This is a genomic window from Burkholderia puraquae (assembly GCF_002099195.1).
Classification (GTDB): Bacteria; Pseudomonadota; Gammaproteobacteria; order Burkholderiales; family Burkholderiaceae; genus Burkholderia; species Burkholderia puraquae.
Window position 1 is genome coordinate 319,283 of record NZ_NBYX01000003.1, and the last position, 15,671, is coordinate 334,953.

The following is a 15,671-nucleotide window of genomic DNA, read 5'->3' on the forward strand; positions in this document are numbered from 1 at the left end:
GATTGCCTGTTCAGAGGTCTTGAAAATAAGGGCGCGATAGCGGCCGCGCTTGACGAATCGACGCCGGGGCGGTTCCATACGGGCTCGCCGGAATCCGGGCCGCTCACCTACCCGCCTGATTTGATGAACTACCAGACGATCCTCGAACGTATCCACACCGAACTCGCCCCCTGGATTGGCCAGGGGCGGGTTGCCGATTACATTCCCGAACTCGCGAAAGTGCCTGCCGACAAGTTCGGGATGGCCGTCGTGACGCTAGACGGAAACGTTTGCACGGTCGGCGATGCGCACGAGCGCTTCTCGATCCAGAGCATCTCGAAGCTGTTCGCGTGCACGCTCGCGTTCCAGCTGCTCGGCGACGAACTGTGGGAACGGGTCGGCCGCGAGCCGTCGGGCAACGCGTTCAATTCGCTGGTCCAGCTCGAAAGCGAGCGCGGCAAGCCGCGCAATCCGTTCATCAACGCGGGGGCGCTGGTCGTCACCGACGTGCTGTGCCGCCGCTTCGTGAAGGCCGAGACGGCGCTGGTCGAATTCGTGCGGCGGCTGATCGGCTCGAACGACATCGACTACGATTCGCGCGTCGCGCAGTCGGAGCTGCAGCACGCGGAGCGCAACCGCGCGATGGCGCACTTCATGGCGAGCTTCGGCAACATGCAGATGCCGCCCGACACGGTGATCGATGCGTATTGCCGCCAGTGCGCGATCACGATGAACTGCGTCGAGCTCGCGCGCGCCGCGCTGTTCCTCGCGAACGGCGGCGTCGCGCCGGTGACCGGCGAGCGGATCGTCGATTCGAGTTCCGCGAAGCGGCTGTCGGCGCTGATGCTGACCTGCGGCACCTACGATGCGGCGGGCGATTTCGTGTATCGCGTCGGGCTGCCCGCGAAGAGCGGCGTCGGCGGCGGGATCGTCGCGGTGCTGCCCGGCGAGATGGCCGTGTGCGTGTGGGCGCCGGGGCTCGATGCGAACGGGAACTCGCTGGCGGGCACTATGGCTTTGGAATGGTTGACGACCTATTCGGGGCGGTCGATTTTTTAGGTGGCGAAGTCGAGCGCGCCTCATCTGGCGAAACGGTGACAGGCAAATACCGGCACACTCAATGGCGAATTCGTCATTCGGCAGCAATCAACCCGTTGCCGACCTTGACGTCTTGGCAAAGCGGGCCGAACCGTGGAATCAGCGGGCGGTGACTTGGGTGTAAATCCGCGTGATCGAGATAAATCGTGGGGTGTCAAAAGCCCCGTGGCCGCCTCGGTTTCCAGCCTGTCATCGGCGGGGATGTCACCAGGAAAACATCATGCGGAGGGCTCTCCGATCGAATGAACTCGGCTGCCCTTTGATTGTTTCGTTCCGCGGCGTCCAGATCAACAGGAGGATCAGCGCCATCCCAAATGCAGTCGAACCTCGCTTCGAATCCGGGAAAATGCCATATGCCACCTTCGATCCGAGCGACAACCAGGCCGTGCCGGGCCGCCCGCTCACAAACTGCAATTGCCGCATCGGTAGAAAGCTTCATCACAATGCTTCCATCGAGGGCAAAAAAATCGTCCGGAGAATCATGGACGCGAGAACGATCGATGTTCATCGGGCTCACTCCAACTCAATCCACTCGTCAGGAATCCATTTTGGATCGTTCTTCGCAATTGCGGACAGCGTCATTGACCGCTTTACGCAACGGTTAGCCGCCTGATGCGATCGGCCGAAGCCGCCGACGGATTCGGCCGGTGCTCACGTCACGGTTCGCACGACGTCTCCAGGCAAACCCGTCAGCGACCGCGCGCCACGCTGGCCTTGGCCTTCCCATCCTTCGAGAAGGGATGACGATTGCCAAGGAGTTCGACCAGCCGTGTCTCGCATTCGGAAAACGCGTACCCGCGCCGCTGGGAGATCATGAACGTGAGGGGGCGCATGTGCCACGCGCGCCGCCGGAGTTCGACAAGTGTTCCCTTCGCGAGGTCTTCCTCGACCAGATGGCGCGGCATGTGCCCCCAGCACAAGCTTCCCCTGAGCAGATCGTGCTTCGCGCCGAGATCATTCACCCACCACTGGCGTTCACTGGCGACCCCCTGCTGTGTCTTTTCCGCTTCGGGCTGATTGTCCGTCACGACGAGCTGGATGTGCCGACCAAATTCTTCCCGCGGGATGGGCCCCGCGAGTGCGGCCAACGGATGCGATGGCGCACAGACGGTCACCATTTGCGCTTCACACAAATGCTGCCGTTCCATGGTGCCTTGGCTCAACTCGGGCACGTCCATGATCGTTACCGCCAATGCGCACGTGCCGTCGAGAACCAAACGCTCGCCGTCCTGCATGGTCGTCATGCGCAGATTGATTGCAACCGTTGGAAAGTCCGCCTGCAGGATGCGCAGGCATCCAATCAGGTGCGCACGCGGAAAATAGGTATCCACGGCAATCGAGACCTGTGGGATCCCGGCTTCGGCAATCGCAACCGCGCGCATCTTCATTTCCTCGGTGCGCGAGATCACCCCACGCGCATCGGGCAGCAGGCTGCGGCCTGCGGCCGTGAGCGTCGCTTTGCGAGTGTTGCGCTCGAACAGCACCACGTCAAAGGCACTCTCGAGCGCGCCGATCGCGTGACTGATCGCCGACTGTGCACGCCTCAGTTGCCGTGCGGCCCCGGAAAAGCTTCCCTGGTCACATACGGCGACAAAAGCCCGAAGTTGATTGATGGTGACGTTGTCCAACATATCTATCTATAAAGTAGATGGCACCTATAGATATTCAGTCAATTGGATTCATGAATCAAGTGGTTCAGAATCATGTTCGTCGCTTTCGTTTCGGAGGATGCAGGGCATGAACAGACTGAATGGAAAGACCGCGGTGATCACCGGCGGCGCTACCGGAATCGGCCGCGCCGCCGCAAGACGCTTCATCGAAGAGGGCGCCTTCGTTTACATCTTCGGCCGCCGGCAGGAAGCGCTCGACGCCGCTGTGGCCGACCTCGGGCCCAATGCCCGCGCGGTGAAGGGCTCGGTTGCCGATCTGGCCGACCTCGAGCGGCTCTACGCGACAGTAAAGGCCGAGCGCGGAACCCTCGACATCGTGTTCGCCAATGCCGGGGCAGGAAGCCCGCTTCCGCTCGGCAAGATCACCGCCGAACACATCGACGAAATCTTCGACACCAACGTGAAGGGTTCGATTTTCACGGTCCAGGCGGCGCTGCCGCTGATGGGCCCGGGCGGTTCGATCATCCTGACCGGATCGAGCGCCGGCACCACGGGAGCCGCGGGATTCACGGCATACAGCGCGAGCAAGGCAGCGGTGCGCAACCTCGCCCGGACCTGGGCGGAGGACCTGAAGGGCACCGGCATCCGGGTCAACGTGCTATCGCCCGGGGCGACGGCGACCGAACTGGCCAAGGAGGCGCTGGGCGAAGAAGGTCAGAAGGCCTATGGGGCGATGACGCCGCTCCAGCGCATGGCCGATCCGGCGGAGATCGGGGCGGTGGCCGCCTTTCTTGCGTCGTCGGACAGCAGCTTCATGACCGCCAGCGAGGTCGCCGTTGACGGTGGCCTGGCACAACTCTGAGGAGAAATTCAAATGACGCAATCGTTAAAGGGCAAAACAGCGCTCGTTACCGGCGCATCACGGGGCATTGGCCGCGCCATCGCCGAACGTCTTGCAAAGGACGGTGCGACAGTCGCACTCACCTACAACGCCAGCAAATCCGGCGCGGACGCGGCGATCGCAGCCATCGAGAAAGCGGGCGGCACTGCGTTCGCGATCCACGCGGATCTCGTTGATCCGGCGGCCGTCCCGGCTTTGTTCGAGAGGCTCGACGACGAACTCACCAGGCGGCACGGAACCAACGCCCTCGACATTCTGGTCAACAACGCCGGCAATTCCGGCTGGGTCGGCTTCAAGGACGCGACGCCGGAGAGTTGGGACACCCTGATGGCGGTCTACGCCCGCGCGCCCTTCTTCATCATTCAAGCCGCCCTGGATCGTCTCGCCGATGGTGCCCGCATCATCAACATTTCTTCCGCCGCCGCCACGAAGCCCGTGACGGCAGCGCCCGTCTACTCAATGGCGAAAGCAGCCATCAACACCCTGACCCATACGCTCGCCATCGAGCTGGGGCCGCGTGGCATCACCGCAAACGCCGTCGCGCCGGGCTTCACGCGAACGGATGCGAACGCCGCCTTTCGGGAGAATCCCGAACTCGTCAAGGCGGCCGAGGCCCAGATCGCGCTGGGCCGCTTTGGCGAGCCTTCGGAAATCGCCGCCGTCGTGGCGTTCCTGGCCTCCGATGAAGGCCATTGGGTAACCGGCCAAACGATTGAAGCAAGCGGCGGTTACAAGCTCTGACCGCGCACGGAAACGAAGGAGAAACCTATGCGTTACGCAATCATCGGCTTCGGCAAGATCGGCCGTGCACTTGCCAAGGCGTTCGCCCGCAACGGCATCGAAGTGGCCGTTGCAACCACGCGCGACCCGGAAAGCTTTGCGGCCGATGCGGCCGCGATCGGCCCCACGATCATTCCCCAAACCCTGGCGGAAGCCGTCAAGGCGGACACCATCTTTCTGGCTGTCCGTTTCGAGTCGCACACGGAGGTCGCAAAAGCGCTGCCCGACTGGAAGGGGAAGACCGTCATCGACGCGATGAACACGCAGGCCCCGCTCGCGGAACTGGGCGGTCTCCCCTCCTCTGTTTTCGTCGCGAACGCGTTCACCGGAGCCAGGCTGGTGAAAGGCTTCAATCATCTGGTTGCCGCCGTCCTCGGCCAGGACCCGGCCATACATGGTGGCAGGCGAGTCGTGTTCCTGGCGAGCGACGATGACGCCGCAGCAGCGGAGATTGGCGCGCTTGCTGAAAAACTCGGTTTCGCGCCAATCAAACTGGGCGGGCTTTCGGATGGTGGGCTCCTTGTGCATGCGCGCGGAAATAACTGGGGACAATTGATCTTCAAGGACTTGATCACGTTCGACTGACGAGCAACCGTTTCCGGATATTTCCCTGAGTCGAATGGCCGAATGCCGCGCGCGACCGACGACCGAACGTCGGAGCGGCGCGGCACCGGAATGACCTCTCATGGCCGAACCAGGGCGGTCGGCATCGGAGCGGCCGTCGACTTGCAGATGCCGCCGCCGGCAACCGCCGGATGGGCTGAGACGCCACGGAAAGCCCGCAGATTCATTGCGATGGGGCGCATGAGCGGAGATCGGCGGTAGGCCAAAGGTGACGACCACGTGTGCGATCCAACTGCGTCAGTGGCTTTCATGATCAAGGCCCGAATGGCCCCGGTCAGCCGAACGCACTCGGCAGTTCGTCGCATCGACCGGTTGACTCTTTCAACCCGCCGCGCTCATTCGCCTTGCGCAAAATTCAACTCGACGCCATTGCCAGCCGGATCGCGGAAGAAAACCTGCACCTGGCCGGTGAGCGGAACGTGCCCGCGCGTGAATTCCACGTTGGCCTCGGTCAGATAACGCGTCATTTCGCCGGCGTCCGTACAGGAAAACGCGACGTGATCGAACGTACTGGCAACGTTTGACGGGCGCGATTCGCCCGGCCGCGCTTCCGACAGATGCAGCACGGCCTGCGGGCCCGCATACAACCAGTACCCGAAGCGCTTGAACGGCGGGCGAAACCCTTCCTGCAGGCCGACGATGTCGACGTAGAAATCGCGGAGCGCATCGAGTGTCGGCCGGTCCGCGCGCAGATTGTAGTGACTGAATCCGGTAACTGGCATGACGTGTAGCTCGTGTTGGGGCGACGTGACATGAAATGGCATCGTGCCGGACATTGCCGCTTCGGGCACGATCCGCGCGAAACCCGCAAGCCGGCAGTGGCGAGCAGTCGGAGCCGACCTTCGACATCTGCGTCGCACTCCCCCGGCCGACCGTCGGTCTACAAAGGGCATCCCAGTATATTGCGGCCTGGCGCCACCGTAGCGCCGGTGTGACGGAGGCTCCCGCGCAGCACGGCAAAACACCCCTACGAAAATCGCCTCGGCAGCCGACCCGATTTTCCGGTACAAATCGGAGACGCTGAAACTTCCCGCGAGCTATCGGAGACCCTCGTTCATGACTCGGCAAAACGCACCGGATATCGCAACGGCAATCCGCACGCCCCCCGGCGACAGCCCATCCGCGCCGATTCCCGCCATCGTGCCGTCCAGCACCGCGCTGCTCGTCATGCACTACCAGACCGACATCCTCGGCCTGTTTCCGTCGGTCGCGCCCGGGTTGCTCGCCAATACGCGCCGGCTCTGCGATGCGGCGCGGGCCGGCGGCATCGGCGTCTGGTTCGCGAACCTCCGGTTCAGCCCCGGCTATCCGGAAGTCAGCCCGCGCAACAAGAACGGCCAGGGCATCAAGCAGCTCGGCCTCTTCATCGACGACGGCCCGTCGCCGGAGCTCGGCCGGCAGGCCGACGAGCCGCTGATCGTCGCGCACCGCGCCAGCGTGTTCTTCGGCACCGATCTGCAAGCGCGGCTGGTCGAGCAAGGCGTCGATTCGCTGATCATGGTCGGCATCGCGTCGACGGGCGTAATGCTGTCGTCGATCGCCCACGCGAGCGACGCGGACTTCCGCTTGTATACGGTCAAGGATTGCTGCTACGACCCGGACCCGGTGGTCCACGAGCACCTGTTCTCCACCGCCTTCGAATCGCGCACGACCGTGCTGTCGCTCGCGGACGCGTTGCGGCTGCTCGCGCAAGCGCAGGCAGACGCAGTCGCGCGAGCGTGACGGGCCAACGGCGTCGCCCGGAGTACGCGCGCACTCGAGGCGATCGTCCGCGATCTCGTCGACACGCGCGACGGCGCGACGTACTTCGCCGAGCGCGTGTGGGGGGTGTCCGTTGCCTACGTCTCGGCGGTGGTCATCCGCTCGTGGGCCGCAGCGTTCCCGACTTCGAACTGGCCGACGAAACGCGGCTTGGCGACCACGTCAGGCTCGACAAGGGCATGCTGCTGGACTTCGACGCAGGAAGGCCGTTTCAGGCGCTCGCCAACCGCTGGCGCGACCGGATCGCGTATCTTGCGAGCGATGCGAAAGACCGGCTGGGACTGCGCGCCGTGCTCGTGCGGCCCGATGGTTGCGTCGCGTGGGCCGGTGACGATGCGTCGAGCGTCGAGCGCCGACGAAGCGGCGCACGCGGCGATGCGTTGGTTCGGCAAGCCATGCGCCGCGCATTGAATGCGGTCGCTCGTCGTCTGAAGAATCCGGTGTATATTGCCGACCGATACGCCTGCATGCGCGCCGTCGAACACGCGCCCGACCTCATCGAATGCTCACGCCATCCGCCCTGCCGACACCTGCCGAACTGAACCGCACGCTGCCGTTCGCGGCCGGCGCGCGGCCGTGGCGGCTCGTCCGCTACGCGTGCGTCGACTGGCTCGGCATCCTGCTGTGCTGGGCCGCGATCCGCTTCGTTCCCAATCCGTTCGTCTATGTCGCGGCCGTGCTGCTGATCGCGGGCCGGCTGCAGGCATTCGGCGTGATCCTGCACGACGCCTGCCATCTTCCGGTGCGGCGCATGACGCTGCCGCTCGCGCTCGTCGAGGCGCTCGCCGGCTGGACGATCGGCTCGTCGATCGCCGCGATGCGCTATCACCACCTGCGCCATCACCGCGCGGTCGGCACCGCCGAGGATCCGTACCTGCACCGGCTGGCCGCACGCGGCGGCTGGGTGCAACGCGTGATGATGCTGCGCGGCGCGCTGCTGCCTGTCTGGTGGCCGCTGCGCGCGCTGATGGCGCCGCTGGCACTCGTATGGCCCGCGTTCCGGCCGTGGTATGCGCGCGGCTTCATGCAGGACCGCTCGCGCCAGGATCTGCGCCGTCATCCTGAAGTCATCGCATGCGCACGCGCCGACCTGCCGCATTGCGCGGGCTATCTGCTTGCGATCGCGGCCGTCGTGCACTGGGACCTGCCGTTCTTCACCTACTACGGACTGCCGTGGATCGTCGGCGGCATCATGAACGCGAACCGCGTGCTGCTCGAACATCAGCACGTCGAGATCGACGAACGCGCGCCGGAATCGATCTGGCGGATGACGCGCACGATGACGTTCGGCTGGATCGGCACGCTCGTGCTGTATCCGCGCAACATCGGCTATCACCAGGTGCATCACGCGTATCCGGCGCTCGCGCTCGAGCATCTGCCGGCCGTGCACCGCTACCTGACCAACGGCGCCGCACTCGCGCCGCCCGTACCCGGCCAGGCCGGCGCCAAGCGCTAGGCGTCCTGCGCCGCGCAGCGCCTACAGTTCGAACCGCATCACCTTCTCGCCGCATTGCGCGGCCGACAGCGGCTCGCCGCGCTTCACCGCATCGAGCAGCCGGTCGATCGCGACGTGCACGATGTCCGCGCGCACGTTGTGCGGGCGGAAGCCCGGCGCGTTGTCGAGGCCCTGCCGGTGCGCGCGCATGATCCGCACGTCCTGCTGGATCACGAGGTGCGTGTACAGGTTCAGCAGCGGCCGCAGTGCACGCAGCATCCAGCGCGGCAGCCTGAAGCGATACGCGATGTACGTATAGACGCGCGAGCGGCGCGCATCGATCGGCGTGATCTGGCTGACGATCAGGAAACCGGAACGTTCGCCCCACAGATAGTCGCAGCGCGTCACGTTCGGCGCGATGAAGCGGTCGACGTGCGCGAGCGGCACACGATCGGGGTTCGTGAGCCAGTCGAGACAGAAGCCGATCTTGTCGTCGCCGTCGTGATACGTGACGGCAACGCTGTCCGGCGTCGTCGCGACCGTCGCTTCCATCGCCTGGCCGCGGCTGCTGCGGAAGATCCCGTCGTGCACGAATACCGTGTGCGGCACGTCCATGAAGTTCTGCGCGAGCATCGCGATGTCGCCGTCGAACGTGTTCACCATGAAGTACGACTGCCACGGCGCGACGTCGCGGAACGGCATCCGGAAGATCGTGCGCGCCGACGGATCGCCCGCGCCCAGGTACACCCACACGAGCCCGTCGAGCAGCTGCACGGGCAGCGTGCGCTGCCGGAACGGATAGCGGCCGGGCGTGCCCGTCGGCTGCGTGCCGTCGATGCTCGGCACGTGGACGACCTGCCCTTCGCCGTCGTAGCGCCAGCCGTGATACGGGCACACGAGCATGTCGCGGTCGACCTTGCCCGCCGATAGCCGCGTGCCGCGATGCACGCACTGGTCGATCAACGCTGCGATCCGACCGTCGCGCTGCCGGAACAGCACGATACCGGTATCGAGGATCCGCGTGCCGAGCGGCTTGTCGCGCGGGAGTTCGCGTTCGGTACACGCAACGAACCATTGCTCGTGAAGGCCGTCGGCAGGCGGCGCATGCTCGTGCGCGCTCACCGCGTCGCGCGACGGGCAGTCGCGCCCGCATCCGCGTGGTTCGATCATGTCGTTCATGGCGTCATTCATTCGTCATCGCAAGCAGCGCGCCGGCCACCGGCAACCGCGTCACGAGTGCGCACGGCTTCACGTCGCCCGCACGGATGCCGGCCCGTTCGGCCGCCTGTTGCAGCAGGTCGCCGAGCCGTGCCGGCGATCGGCCCAGGCAGCGCACGCGCAGCGGGCCGAGCTGGCCGAGGCGGCATGCGTGCGCGTAGTGGAACGCCTGCATCAGATCGGCTTCGACGGCGGCACACATTGCGCCGGCTGCGTCGGTGCCGATATCTCCGGCGACGCACAGCACGTAGTGCGGCAGCCCTTCTTTCGCCAGGCACGGCACGATGCACGCGCCGACTTCGCCGTGCTGCCCGCGCGCGCGGTTCAACGCTTCGGCCGCAATCTGCTCGTCGAGCTTCTCGCCGACGAGATCGACGCACGCCGCCGCGCGCCCGACGAACGCGATGCGCGGCGTGCGCGCAGTCATGCCGACTACACGGACGCGATCGCCGAGCGCATAGCGATACAGTCCGCCGCCCGTGGTCAGCAGCACCTGTGCGTCGTCGCCGGGTCTCAGCCCTTCGACACCGCACACGCTGCCGTCATCGCGCACGAATTCAAGGTAGTGGCTGCCGATCGCAAGCGGGCAACCATCGCCCGCGCCGAACGGGATGCTCGCGACGCCTTCCGTCGCGAACAGCCCCTTCGGCAGCCATCGCACATGCGGAAACCGCACGCGCAACGCGTCGGCGTAATGTTTGCTCGGGCCGTCCAGCCAGCAGCTCACGGCGGCCAGGCGCGGCCACAGCGCACTGCAATCGCCATCCGCGATCGCGCCGCGCAGCGCCGCGCAACGGTCGACCGGCAGCGACGCTTCGACCCATGCGAGATCGCGCGCGCCGTCGGCATCGTCGCGGTCGAACAGCGGGCGCAGCACGCTCGTCAGGAACGTCGGGCTCCACACGCTGATGAACGCGAGCGTTTCGTCCGCGACGAGCGCGCGCAGCGTCTCGCGCCGCCATGTCGCCGCGTCGCCGGTCAGCGGCGGCACGAGCAGCGTCGACGCAAGCGCGGCCGCGCTGCTGTCGCCGAGGTAGTCGAGATCGCTCGCGGAGCCGACCGGAATCCCGTTGGGTGCAACACCGGGCGCCTGCAGCGGCGGCGACATCGACCAGTACGCGCGCCCTTCGGCGACGGCCGGACAATCGCGATACATATCGGCCAGCCATACGATCATCGCGGCCTGCAGTTCACGGAGAAACGCGGGCGTATAAGGAATCAGCTTCTGGCGCGCGGTGCTGCCGCTCGTCCGTTCGAGGAACACTGGGCGCTCGGCGGTCAGCACCGGTTCCGCTTCGTGCGACACGCGATCGAGCCACGGCAGGAAATCGGCGGCCGCATGCACGGGTACGCGCTCGCGGAACTGCGCGGGGCTGTCGATCCGGTCGAAGCCGAACCGGCGCCCGAATGCGGTATCGCCATTCGCGGCGAGCAGCGCGAGCAGCCGACGCGCCTGCGCGTCGCCCGGCGCTTCGAGGCTAGCCTGCCAGCGATCGACGTCCGGCTGCGCGGCGCGCGCGAACGTGCGCCATGCGTCGGCCAGGCTGCGAGCGGAAGCGTCCATCAGAAATAGGTCTTGTCGAGTTGCGCGAGATCGTCGGGCAGCCGGCGCGGCGGCGCGAAGATCGTGAGCCAGCCGTACCACAGCGGCCGTGTCTCGCGCAGGTCCGACACCGCATGCATGTCCTGCCAGCGCAGCGCGGGGCGGCGATGATGCGTCAGGTTGTAGTTGAAGTTCAGCAGCAGCCAGCGCACCGGAGCCGGCGCGCGCATGTTGTACGTGCCTTCGACGACGTCGAGCGGCGTGCGCATGTGGTACACCCATTGCAGCGACGACCACGAGAACGCGAACGCAACATACGCGACCAGCACCGCCGATACCGACCAGTCGAGCAGCCAGCCGGCCAGCAGCCACGCGCCGACGGCGGCGAGCGTTTCGTAACGGATGCGGCGGAAGTCGGCCGTCGTGAATTCCTTGAAGGCGGCTGCGTAGGTGTTGTCGTCGCCGCGCGCGGCGAGGCGCTGCATCGTGCGGCCGGGCACCAGCGCGAGCACGAAGCTGCCGACGAAGCTGCCAAGCCAGATGCCGCCGAGGATCGCCGCGTAGTATTCGATGCGCTTGCGCAGCAGCGATTCGTCCGCGGTCGCGAAATCCGCGCGCTCGGCGCGCGTGCGGTTGCGCACATGATGGCCGAGATGGTTCACGTGAATGAGCGTCGCGGCCGCGCCGAACATCGTGGACGCCCACCACATCATCATATAATTCGCGATCGGCCGTCGATGCCCGAACCCGTGGAAGGTTTCGTGCATCATCGAGAACACGCCCTGCATCACGAGGCAGAACGGCACGAGCACGAGCCACTTGATCGCACCCGCGCCGGTATGCGAGAGCCAGGTGAGCGTGCCGGCCCACACAATGCTCTGCAGCGCGAGCACGAGCAGGTTCGCGCGATCGTAACGTCGGGTCTGCGCGGCAGCGGCTTGCGCGCTCGGTCGGTTCATGGCTCGGAATGGCGGTTGTTTGCACGGGAGGATACAACAGATGCGCCAGCCGCCGGTAACGGCCCGCGCCCCGTCCCCGACGGGGCAGAACTAGCATGCGGCCGTTTCGCCGCGCGCCCGCCGACAGCACCGCGTCGCGCATGCCGACCCGCGACGTGCGCTTCGCGATCGACGCACGCATTCCGCGCTTCTGGTATCGCGGCGCATGCCATGTCACGCGCTTCTTCGACGCGTTTTCCGTGATGTTCCCGCTCGGGGAGCGCTTCTTCATTGAAAGCGTGCGGCCGTTTCGCGACCGGGTCGGCGGCAATGCGGAGCTCGCGGCCGACATCGATGCGTTCGTGCGGCAGGAAGCGTCGCATATCCGCGTACACCGGCTCTACAACGCGCGCCTCGCGTCGCAGCACGTGCCGGTCGATGCGCTCGAAGCGCTACTCGAAAAACGCCAGCGCAACGCCGCGCGGCAGGTGTCGCCCGTTACGCGGCTCGCGCTGACGGCGTGCCTCGAACACTACACGACGATCCTCGCGCACCGCCTGCTGAGCGACCCGGCGATTCTCGACGGCGCCGACCCGACGATGGCGGCCGTGTGGCGCTGGCATGCGATCGAGGAAACCGAGCACAAGACCGTCGCGTTCGACGTGTTCGCGGCGGCCATACCGAATGCGGTGCGGCGCTATGTCGTGCGCTGCGCGGCCATGCTCGGGATCTCCGTCTACTTCGTTATCGACCTGATCTATTTCGTGCACCGCCTCGTCGCCGTCGACGGGCAGACATGGAACGTGCGCGGCTGGCTGCAATTGCTGCGCTGGCTGTTCGTCGCTCCGGGCATCTTCACGCGCGTGATGCCGATGTGGCTGCTCTGGTTCTCGCCGCGCTTCCATCCCGACCGCCTCGACAGCAACGCGGCGCTGCGTGCCGCACGCGCCGCGCTCGAACCGTACCTGGCCAGCGCCGAACGCGAACCGGAGTCGCACGCATGACACGCGCGCCGTGGACGCCCGACGGGTTCGACGACTGGCAACGCCACTATCCAGCGACGCCGTTCGCGCGGGCCGCCGCGAACCTCGACCGCACCGACGCGTTCATCGACGGCTGGACGCGACGCACCGCCCGCCTGCCGCTGACGACGACAATCGTGCTCGTCGCCGGGCTGTATTCCGAATGGTTGCCCGGCTGCAATCGCGGTGCGCGGCAGAGGCTCGGGGCGGCCGGCTATCGCGTACTGACGGTGCCCGTGCGTTCCGCGCGCGGCGTGTTCGATCAGGGCGCGCATATCGGTGCGTACCTCCGTACGCATCTGCCGGCCGGCGGCGAATTCGTCGCACTCGCACACAGCAAGGGCGGCATCGACACGCTCGCCGCGCTCGTCGGCGACCCGACGCTGGCGGCGCGTTGCGCGGGCCTCGCGCTCATGCAGCCGCCGTGCGGCCCGTCCGCGATCGTCGATACGATCTTCCGTCACGGGATGACGCCGCATGTGGCTGCGCCGTGGCCCGACCGCCTTGCACGCCGCATGCTGCGCACGCGCTGGGCCGACGCCGGGACGCGCGACATCAGCAGCCGGCGCGATCCGCGCGTGGGCGACATGCTTGCCGCGCTGCCGCGCGACCTGCATCTCGTGCATGGCGTGAGCTGGTCCGTCGAGGCATCCACGCGCTTCGATTCGCATCACGGGCGACTGAACGGGCATCGTCCCGGCTGCGCGCACGACGGGCAGTTCTATCTCGAACACCAGGTGATGGCCGGCATCCCTCAGATCTGCCTGCCGCGGCTCGATCACGGCCAGCCCGTGCTCGGCGGGCTCGGCTTCGACGCCGGCCGCTTCTGGCTCGCGCTCGCCGACCTGCTGCACGTCACACGCACTCAGACCAGGTAGATCTCGAAACCCGGCACGCGGCCGGCCAGCAGGCCGCTGATCGGTGCGGCGGGCTCGCCGGTCGACAGCGTGTAGAGATCCATCGGCGTACGCGCCGCGCGATAGCGCGCGAGCGCCGGCCCGAGCGGATCGCCGTCGTACAGGCACAGCTGCATCAGCGCATGACTGTTGCGCACGCGCAGCCACGCAGCGTCGAGCAGCGCCGCGAACACGGACGGATCGCGGTTGCGCACCTGCAGGTGAGTCAGGTAGACGTCGCGCAACGGCTCGCCGGGCGCCGCGATACGCGGGCGGCGCAATGCGGGCGCGAGCACGTTGAATGCGCCGCGGGTCGCCGCTAGCGGCAACGGCAGCCGTTCGAGCACGATCCGTTTGATGTCGCCGGCATCCCACGGCGCGACGCAGCCGAGCAGGTTGCCGTGCGCGTCGAGCGCGAGCAGGAACGCGCCGATGCCGAACGACGGCCACGTGTCGAGCCGCCGCGCGAATTCGTCCGCGGAGAACACGCCGCCGAACGGCTGATGGCGTGATTCGACATCGAGAAACGCGCGCAGCGCGTCCGCGTGATGCGGCTGCGCGTCGACGATCCGCACGCCGGGCACGTTGCGCGGCGCCGACGACAGCCCGCGCTGCGCATAGATCGACACGTTCTCGTAGCCGTGCCAGTGCGCGAAGCGCAGCCGGTTCTCGCGCCGCGACCGTGCCAACGACTGCACCGCGAGCCGGTTGTCGCGGATCATGCAGCAATACGCATGCTGCACGCCGGCTTCCGCGTGCAGCGTCGCGAAGCGTTCGCGCACCGCGTCGGTCCACTCGCGCGACAGCCGCCGGTCGGGCATCAGCCGAAGATCGCCGAGATAGGCGACCGGCTGCGCGCGTTCGCCGAGATAGCCGTCGCGCACGACGAGGCTCGCGAGCCCCTTCAGCGACGCGCGCTCATCCTCCGCGAGCCAGACCTCATGATGCGGTGCGTGGCAGCGATGCAGCGCGAAATAGTCGGGCGCACGATCGAAGCGCAGCGGCAGGCTGCCTCGCATCGCATGGCGGGACTGGAAATCGAGGATGCGCGCGTTGTCGGCCGGTTGCGCGAGACGGATCCGCATGCGCGCGGCTCACACACCGTCGAACAGACGGCGCGCGAGCGGCCGCAGGTTCGACGCCGACAGTTCGCACAGGCACACGAGTTCGTCGCCCTGTGCATAGCCGGGGTTGCGTGCGATGAAGTAGTCGACGTCGGCCAGCCGCCGGTGCGCGGCCGGCACCTCCGCGAGCGCGGGCGTGAGCCGGCCCTGCGGCGTGTCGAACGACAGCAGGCCGGTGGCGGAATCGTATGCATGCCCATAGCGGCTCGCGGCCAGGTGATCCATCAGGTCCTGCGTGGCCGGTGCGGTCAGGTTGTCGGCGCGCGGCGCGTAGTCGCGCGCGAACGCGCGCAGGTAGCGATAGGTGCGATGCCCCTTGCAGATCAGGAACCAGTACAGCGGCACGGCGGGCGCCTGCCGCCACACGTCGCCCGCGTGACGGATCCACGCAAACGCGAGATGCTGCGTGCCCCAATGCGCGGGGTCGATGATCGTATCGCCGGAAAAGATCACGCGGATCGATGCGTCGCGCCAGCGTGTCTCGTACTGCTTGAGCGTCGAGAAGCCCTGGATCGCGCCGCCGCCGTCGCGCAGCACGATGCAATGCGTCTTGTCGCCGAGGTCGCGGTCGAACTGCGCGCGGACCGTGTCGCAATAGGACGCCGCATACAACGAGAACATCCGGTCGATGTCGTCCGGGCCGAGGGCCGCACGTTCGACGGCGGTGGCACGCAACTCCATCGGCTACTCCTGCAAGACTGAACAGCTTGCTATGATAGCCCGTTACCCGCCTGCTCCCGCC

At 66.7% G+C, this 15,671-nt stretch carries 17 protein-coding genes; 9 read left to right on the top strand and 8 right to left on the bottom strand.

What is annotated here, in order from left to right; genetic code table 11:
• The first annotated feature begins 123 nt into the window (after nucleotides 1–123).
• On the top strand, nucleotides 124–1,038 hold the full coding sequence (locus tag B7G54_RS08350; protein WP_085038657.1) for a glutaminase: 915 nt from the start codon (nucleotides 124–126) through the stop codon (nucleotides 1,036–1,038).
• Between the two features lie 193 nt (nucleotides 1,039–1,231).
• Here the strand turns inward: B7G54_RS08350 and B7G54_RS08355 are convergent, their stop codons facing one another.
• The gene (locus B7G54_RS08355) at nucleotides 1,232–1,585 is read right to left on the bottom strand and encodes a colicin immunity protein (protein ID WP_085038658.1); all 354 of its coding nucleotides are present in this window, start codon (nucleotides 1,583–1,585) and stop codon (nucleotides 1,232–1,234) included.
• Between the two features lie 181 nt (nucleotides 1,586–1,766).
• Nucleotides 1,767–2,708: a LysR family transcriptional regulator gene (locus B7G54_RS08360; protein ID WP_085038659.1), complete on the bottom strand. Its 942-nt coding sequence runs from the start codon at nucleotides 2,706–2,708 to the stop codon at nucleotides 1,767–1,769.
• A gap of 106 nt (nucleotides 2,709–2,814) precedes the next feature.
• On the opposite strand from B7G54_RS08360, the gene B7G54_RS08365 reads away from it, so the two are divergent.
• From B7G54_RS08365 to B7G54_RS08375, 3 genes are read left to right on the top strand one after another with little or no spacing between them, the layout of a single operon-like run.
• Nucleotides 2,815–3,549, top strand: coding sequence for an SDR family NAD(P)-dependent oxidoreductase (locus tag B7G54_RS08365; protein WP_085038851.1), 735 nt, complete (start codon nucleotides 2,815–2,817; stop codon nucleotides 3,547–3,549).
• A 12-nt stretch (nucleotides 3,550–3,561) separates the two neighbouring features.
• Nucleotides 3,562–4,329 carry an SDR family NAD(P)-dependent oxidoreductase gene (locus B7G54_RS08370; RefSeq protein ID WP_085038660.1) on the top strand — a complete coding sequence of 256 codons (768 nt, stop codon included), beginning with the start codon at nucleotides 3,562–3,564 and terminating at the stop codon, nucleotides 4,327–4,329.
• 27 nt (nucleotides 4,330–4,356) lie between these two features.
• Nucleotides 4,357–4,953, top strand: coding sequence for an NADPH-dependent F420 reductase (locus tag B7G54_RS08375; RefSeq protein WP_085038661.1), 597 nt, complete (start codon nucleotides 4,357–4,359; stop codon nucleotides 4,951–4,953).
• A 374-nt stretch (nucleotides 4,954–5,327) separates the two neighbouring features.
• Here B7G54_RS08375 and B7G54_RS08380 read toward each other — a convergent pair whose 3' ends face one another.
• Nucleotides 5,328–5,714, bottom strand: coding sequence for a VOC family protein (locus B7G54_RS08380; protein ID WP_085038662.1), 387 nt, complete (start codon nucleotides 5,712–5,714; stop codon nucleotides 5,328–5,330).
• Between the two features lie 334 nt (nucleotides 5,715–6,048).
• On the opposite strand from B7G54_RS08380, the gene B7G54_RS08385 reads away from it, so the two are divergent.
• From B7G54_RS08385 to B7G54_RS08395, 3 genes are all read left to right on the top strand, one after another.
• Nucleotides 6,049–6,714 carry a cysteine hydrolase family protein gene (locus B7G54_RS08385; RefSeq protein ID WP_085038663.1) on the top strand — a complete coding sequence of 222 codons (666 nt, stop codon included), beginning with the start codon at nucleotides 6,049–6,051 and terminating at the stop codon, nucleotides 6,712–6,714.
• Nucleotides 6,715–6,857: 143 nt separating this feature from the next.
• Nucleotides 6,858–7,295 carry an aromatic-ring hydroxylase C-terminal domain-containing protein gene (locus tag B7G54_RS08390; protein WP_208864951.1) on the top strand — a complete coding sequence of 146 codons (438 nt, stop codon included), beginning with the start codon at nucleotides 6,858–6,860 and terminating at the stop codon, nucleotides 7,293–7,295.
• Nucleotides 7,256–8,209: a fatty acid desaturase family protein gene (locus B7G54_RS08395; RefSeq protein WP_085038664.1), complete on the top strand. Its 954-nt coding sequence runs from the start codon at nucleotides 7,256–7,258 to the stop codon at nucleotides 8,207–8,209. Before B7G54_RS08390 ends, B7G54_RS08395 begins: the two co-directional genes overlap by 40 nt.
• A gap of 21 nt (nucleotides 8,210–8,230) precedes the next feature.
• On the opposite strand, the gene B7G54_RS08400 is transcribed toward B7G54_RS08395, so the two are convergent.
• The 3 genes from B7G54_RS08400 to B7G54_RS08410 are packed head-to-tail and all read right to left on the bottom strand — an operon-like array spanning nucleotide 8,231 to nucleotide 11,908.
• Entirely contained in the window at nucleotides 8,231–9,367 is a 1,137-nt protein-coding gene (locus tag B7G54_RS08400; RefSeq protein ID WP_244289298.1) for an aromatic ring-hydroxylating oxygenase subunit alpha, read from the bottom strand.
• Between the two features lie 4 nt (nucleotides 9,368–9,371).
• Nucleotides 9,372–10,970 carry a GH3 family acyl-acid amido synthetase gene (locus B7G54_RS08405; RefSeq protein WP_085038666.1) on the bottom strand — a complete coding sequence of 533 codons (1,599 nt, stop codon included), beginning with the start codon at nucleotides 10,968–10,970 and terminating at the stop codon, nucleotides 9,372–9,374.
• The gene (locus tag B7G54_RS08410; protein WP_085038667.1) at nucleotides 10,970–11,908 is read right to left on the bottom strand and encodes a fatty acid desaturase; all 939 of its coding nucleotides are present in this window, start codon (nucleotides 11,906–11,908) and stop codon (nucleotides 10,970–10,972) included. The genes B7G54_RS08405 and B7G54_RS08410 overlap by 1 nt, the downstream gene beginning before the upstream one ends.
• A gap of 95 nt (nucleotides 11,909–12,003) precedes the next feature.
• Here B7G54_RS08410 and B7G54_RS08415 point away from each other — a divergent pair, with 95 nt between their 5' ends.
• Together B7G54_RS08415 and B7G54_RS08420 are read left to right on the top strand one after the other, a co-directional pair.
• Nucleotides 12,004–12,891 carry a metal-dependent hydrolase gene (locus B7G54_RS08415; RefSeq protein WP_085038668.1) on the top strand — a complete coding sequence of 296 codons (888 nt, stop codon included), beginning with the start codon at nucleotides 12,004–12,006 and terminating at the stop codon, nucleotides 12,889–12,891.
• On the top strand, nucleotides 12,888–13,787 hold the full coding sequence (locus tag B7G54_RS08420; protein WP_085038669.1) for a hypothetical protein: 900 nt from the start codon (nucleotides 12,888–12,890) through the stop codon (nucleotides 13,785–13,787). Before B7G54_RS08415 ends, B7G54_RS08420 begins: the two co-directional genes overlap by 4 nt.
• Here the strand turns inward: B7G54_RS08420 and B7G54_RS08425 are convergent.
• Nucleotides 13,775–14,890: a hypothetical protein gene (locus tag B7G54_RS08425; RefSeq protein WP_085038670.1), complete on the bottom strand. Its 1,116-nt coding sequence runs from the start codon at nucleotides 14,888–14,890 to the stop codon at nucleotides 13,775–13,777. The two genes, B7G54_RS08420 and B7G54_RS08425, sit on opposite strands and share 13 nt — an antisense overlap.
• Before the next feature lie 9 nt (nucleotides 14,891–14,899).
• Nucleotides 14,900–15,610: a hypothetical protein gene (locus B7G54_RS08430; RefSeq protein ID WP_085038671.1), complete on the bottom strand. Its 711-nt coding sequence runs from the start codon at nucleotides 15,608–15,610 to the stop codon at nucleotides 14,900–14,902.
• Nucleotides 15,611–15,671 lie beyond the last annotated feature (61 nt).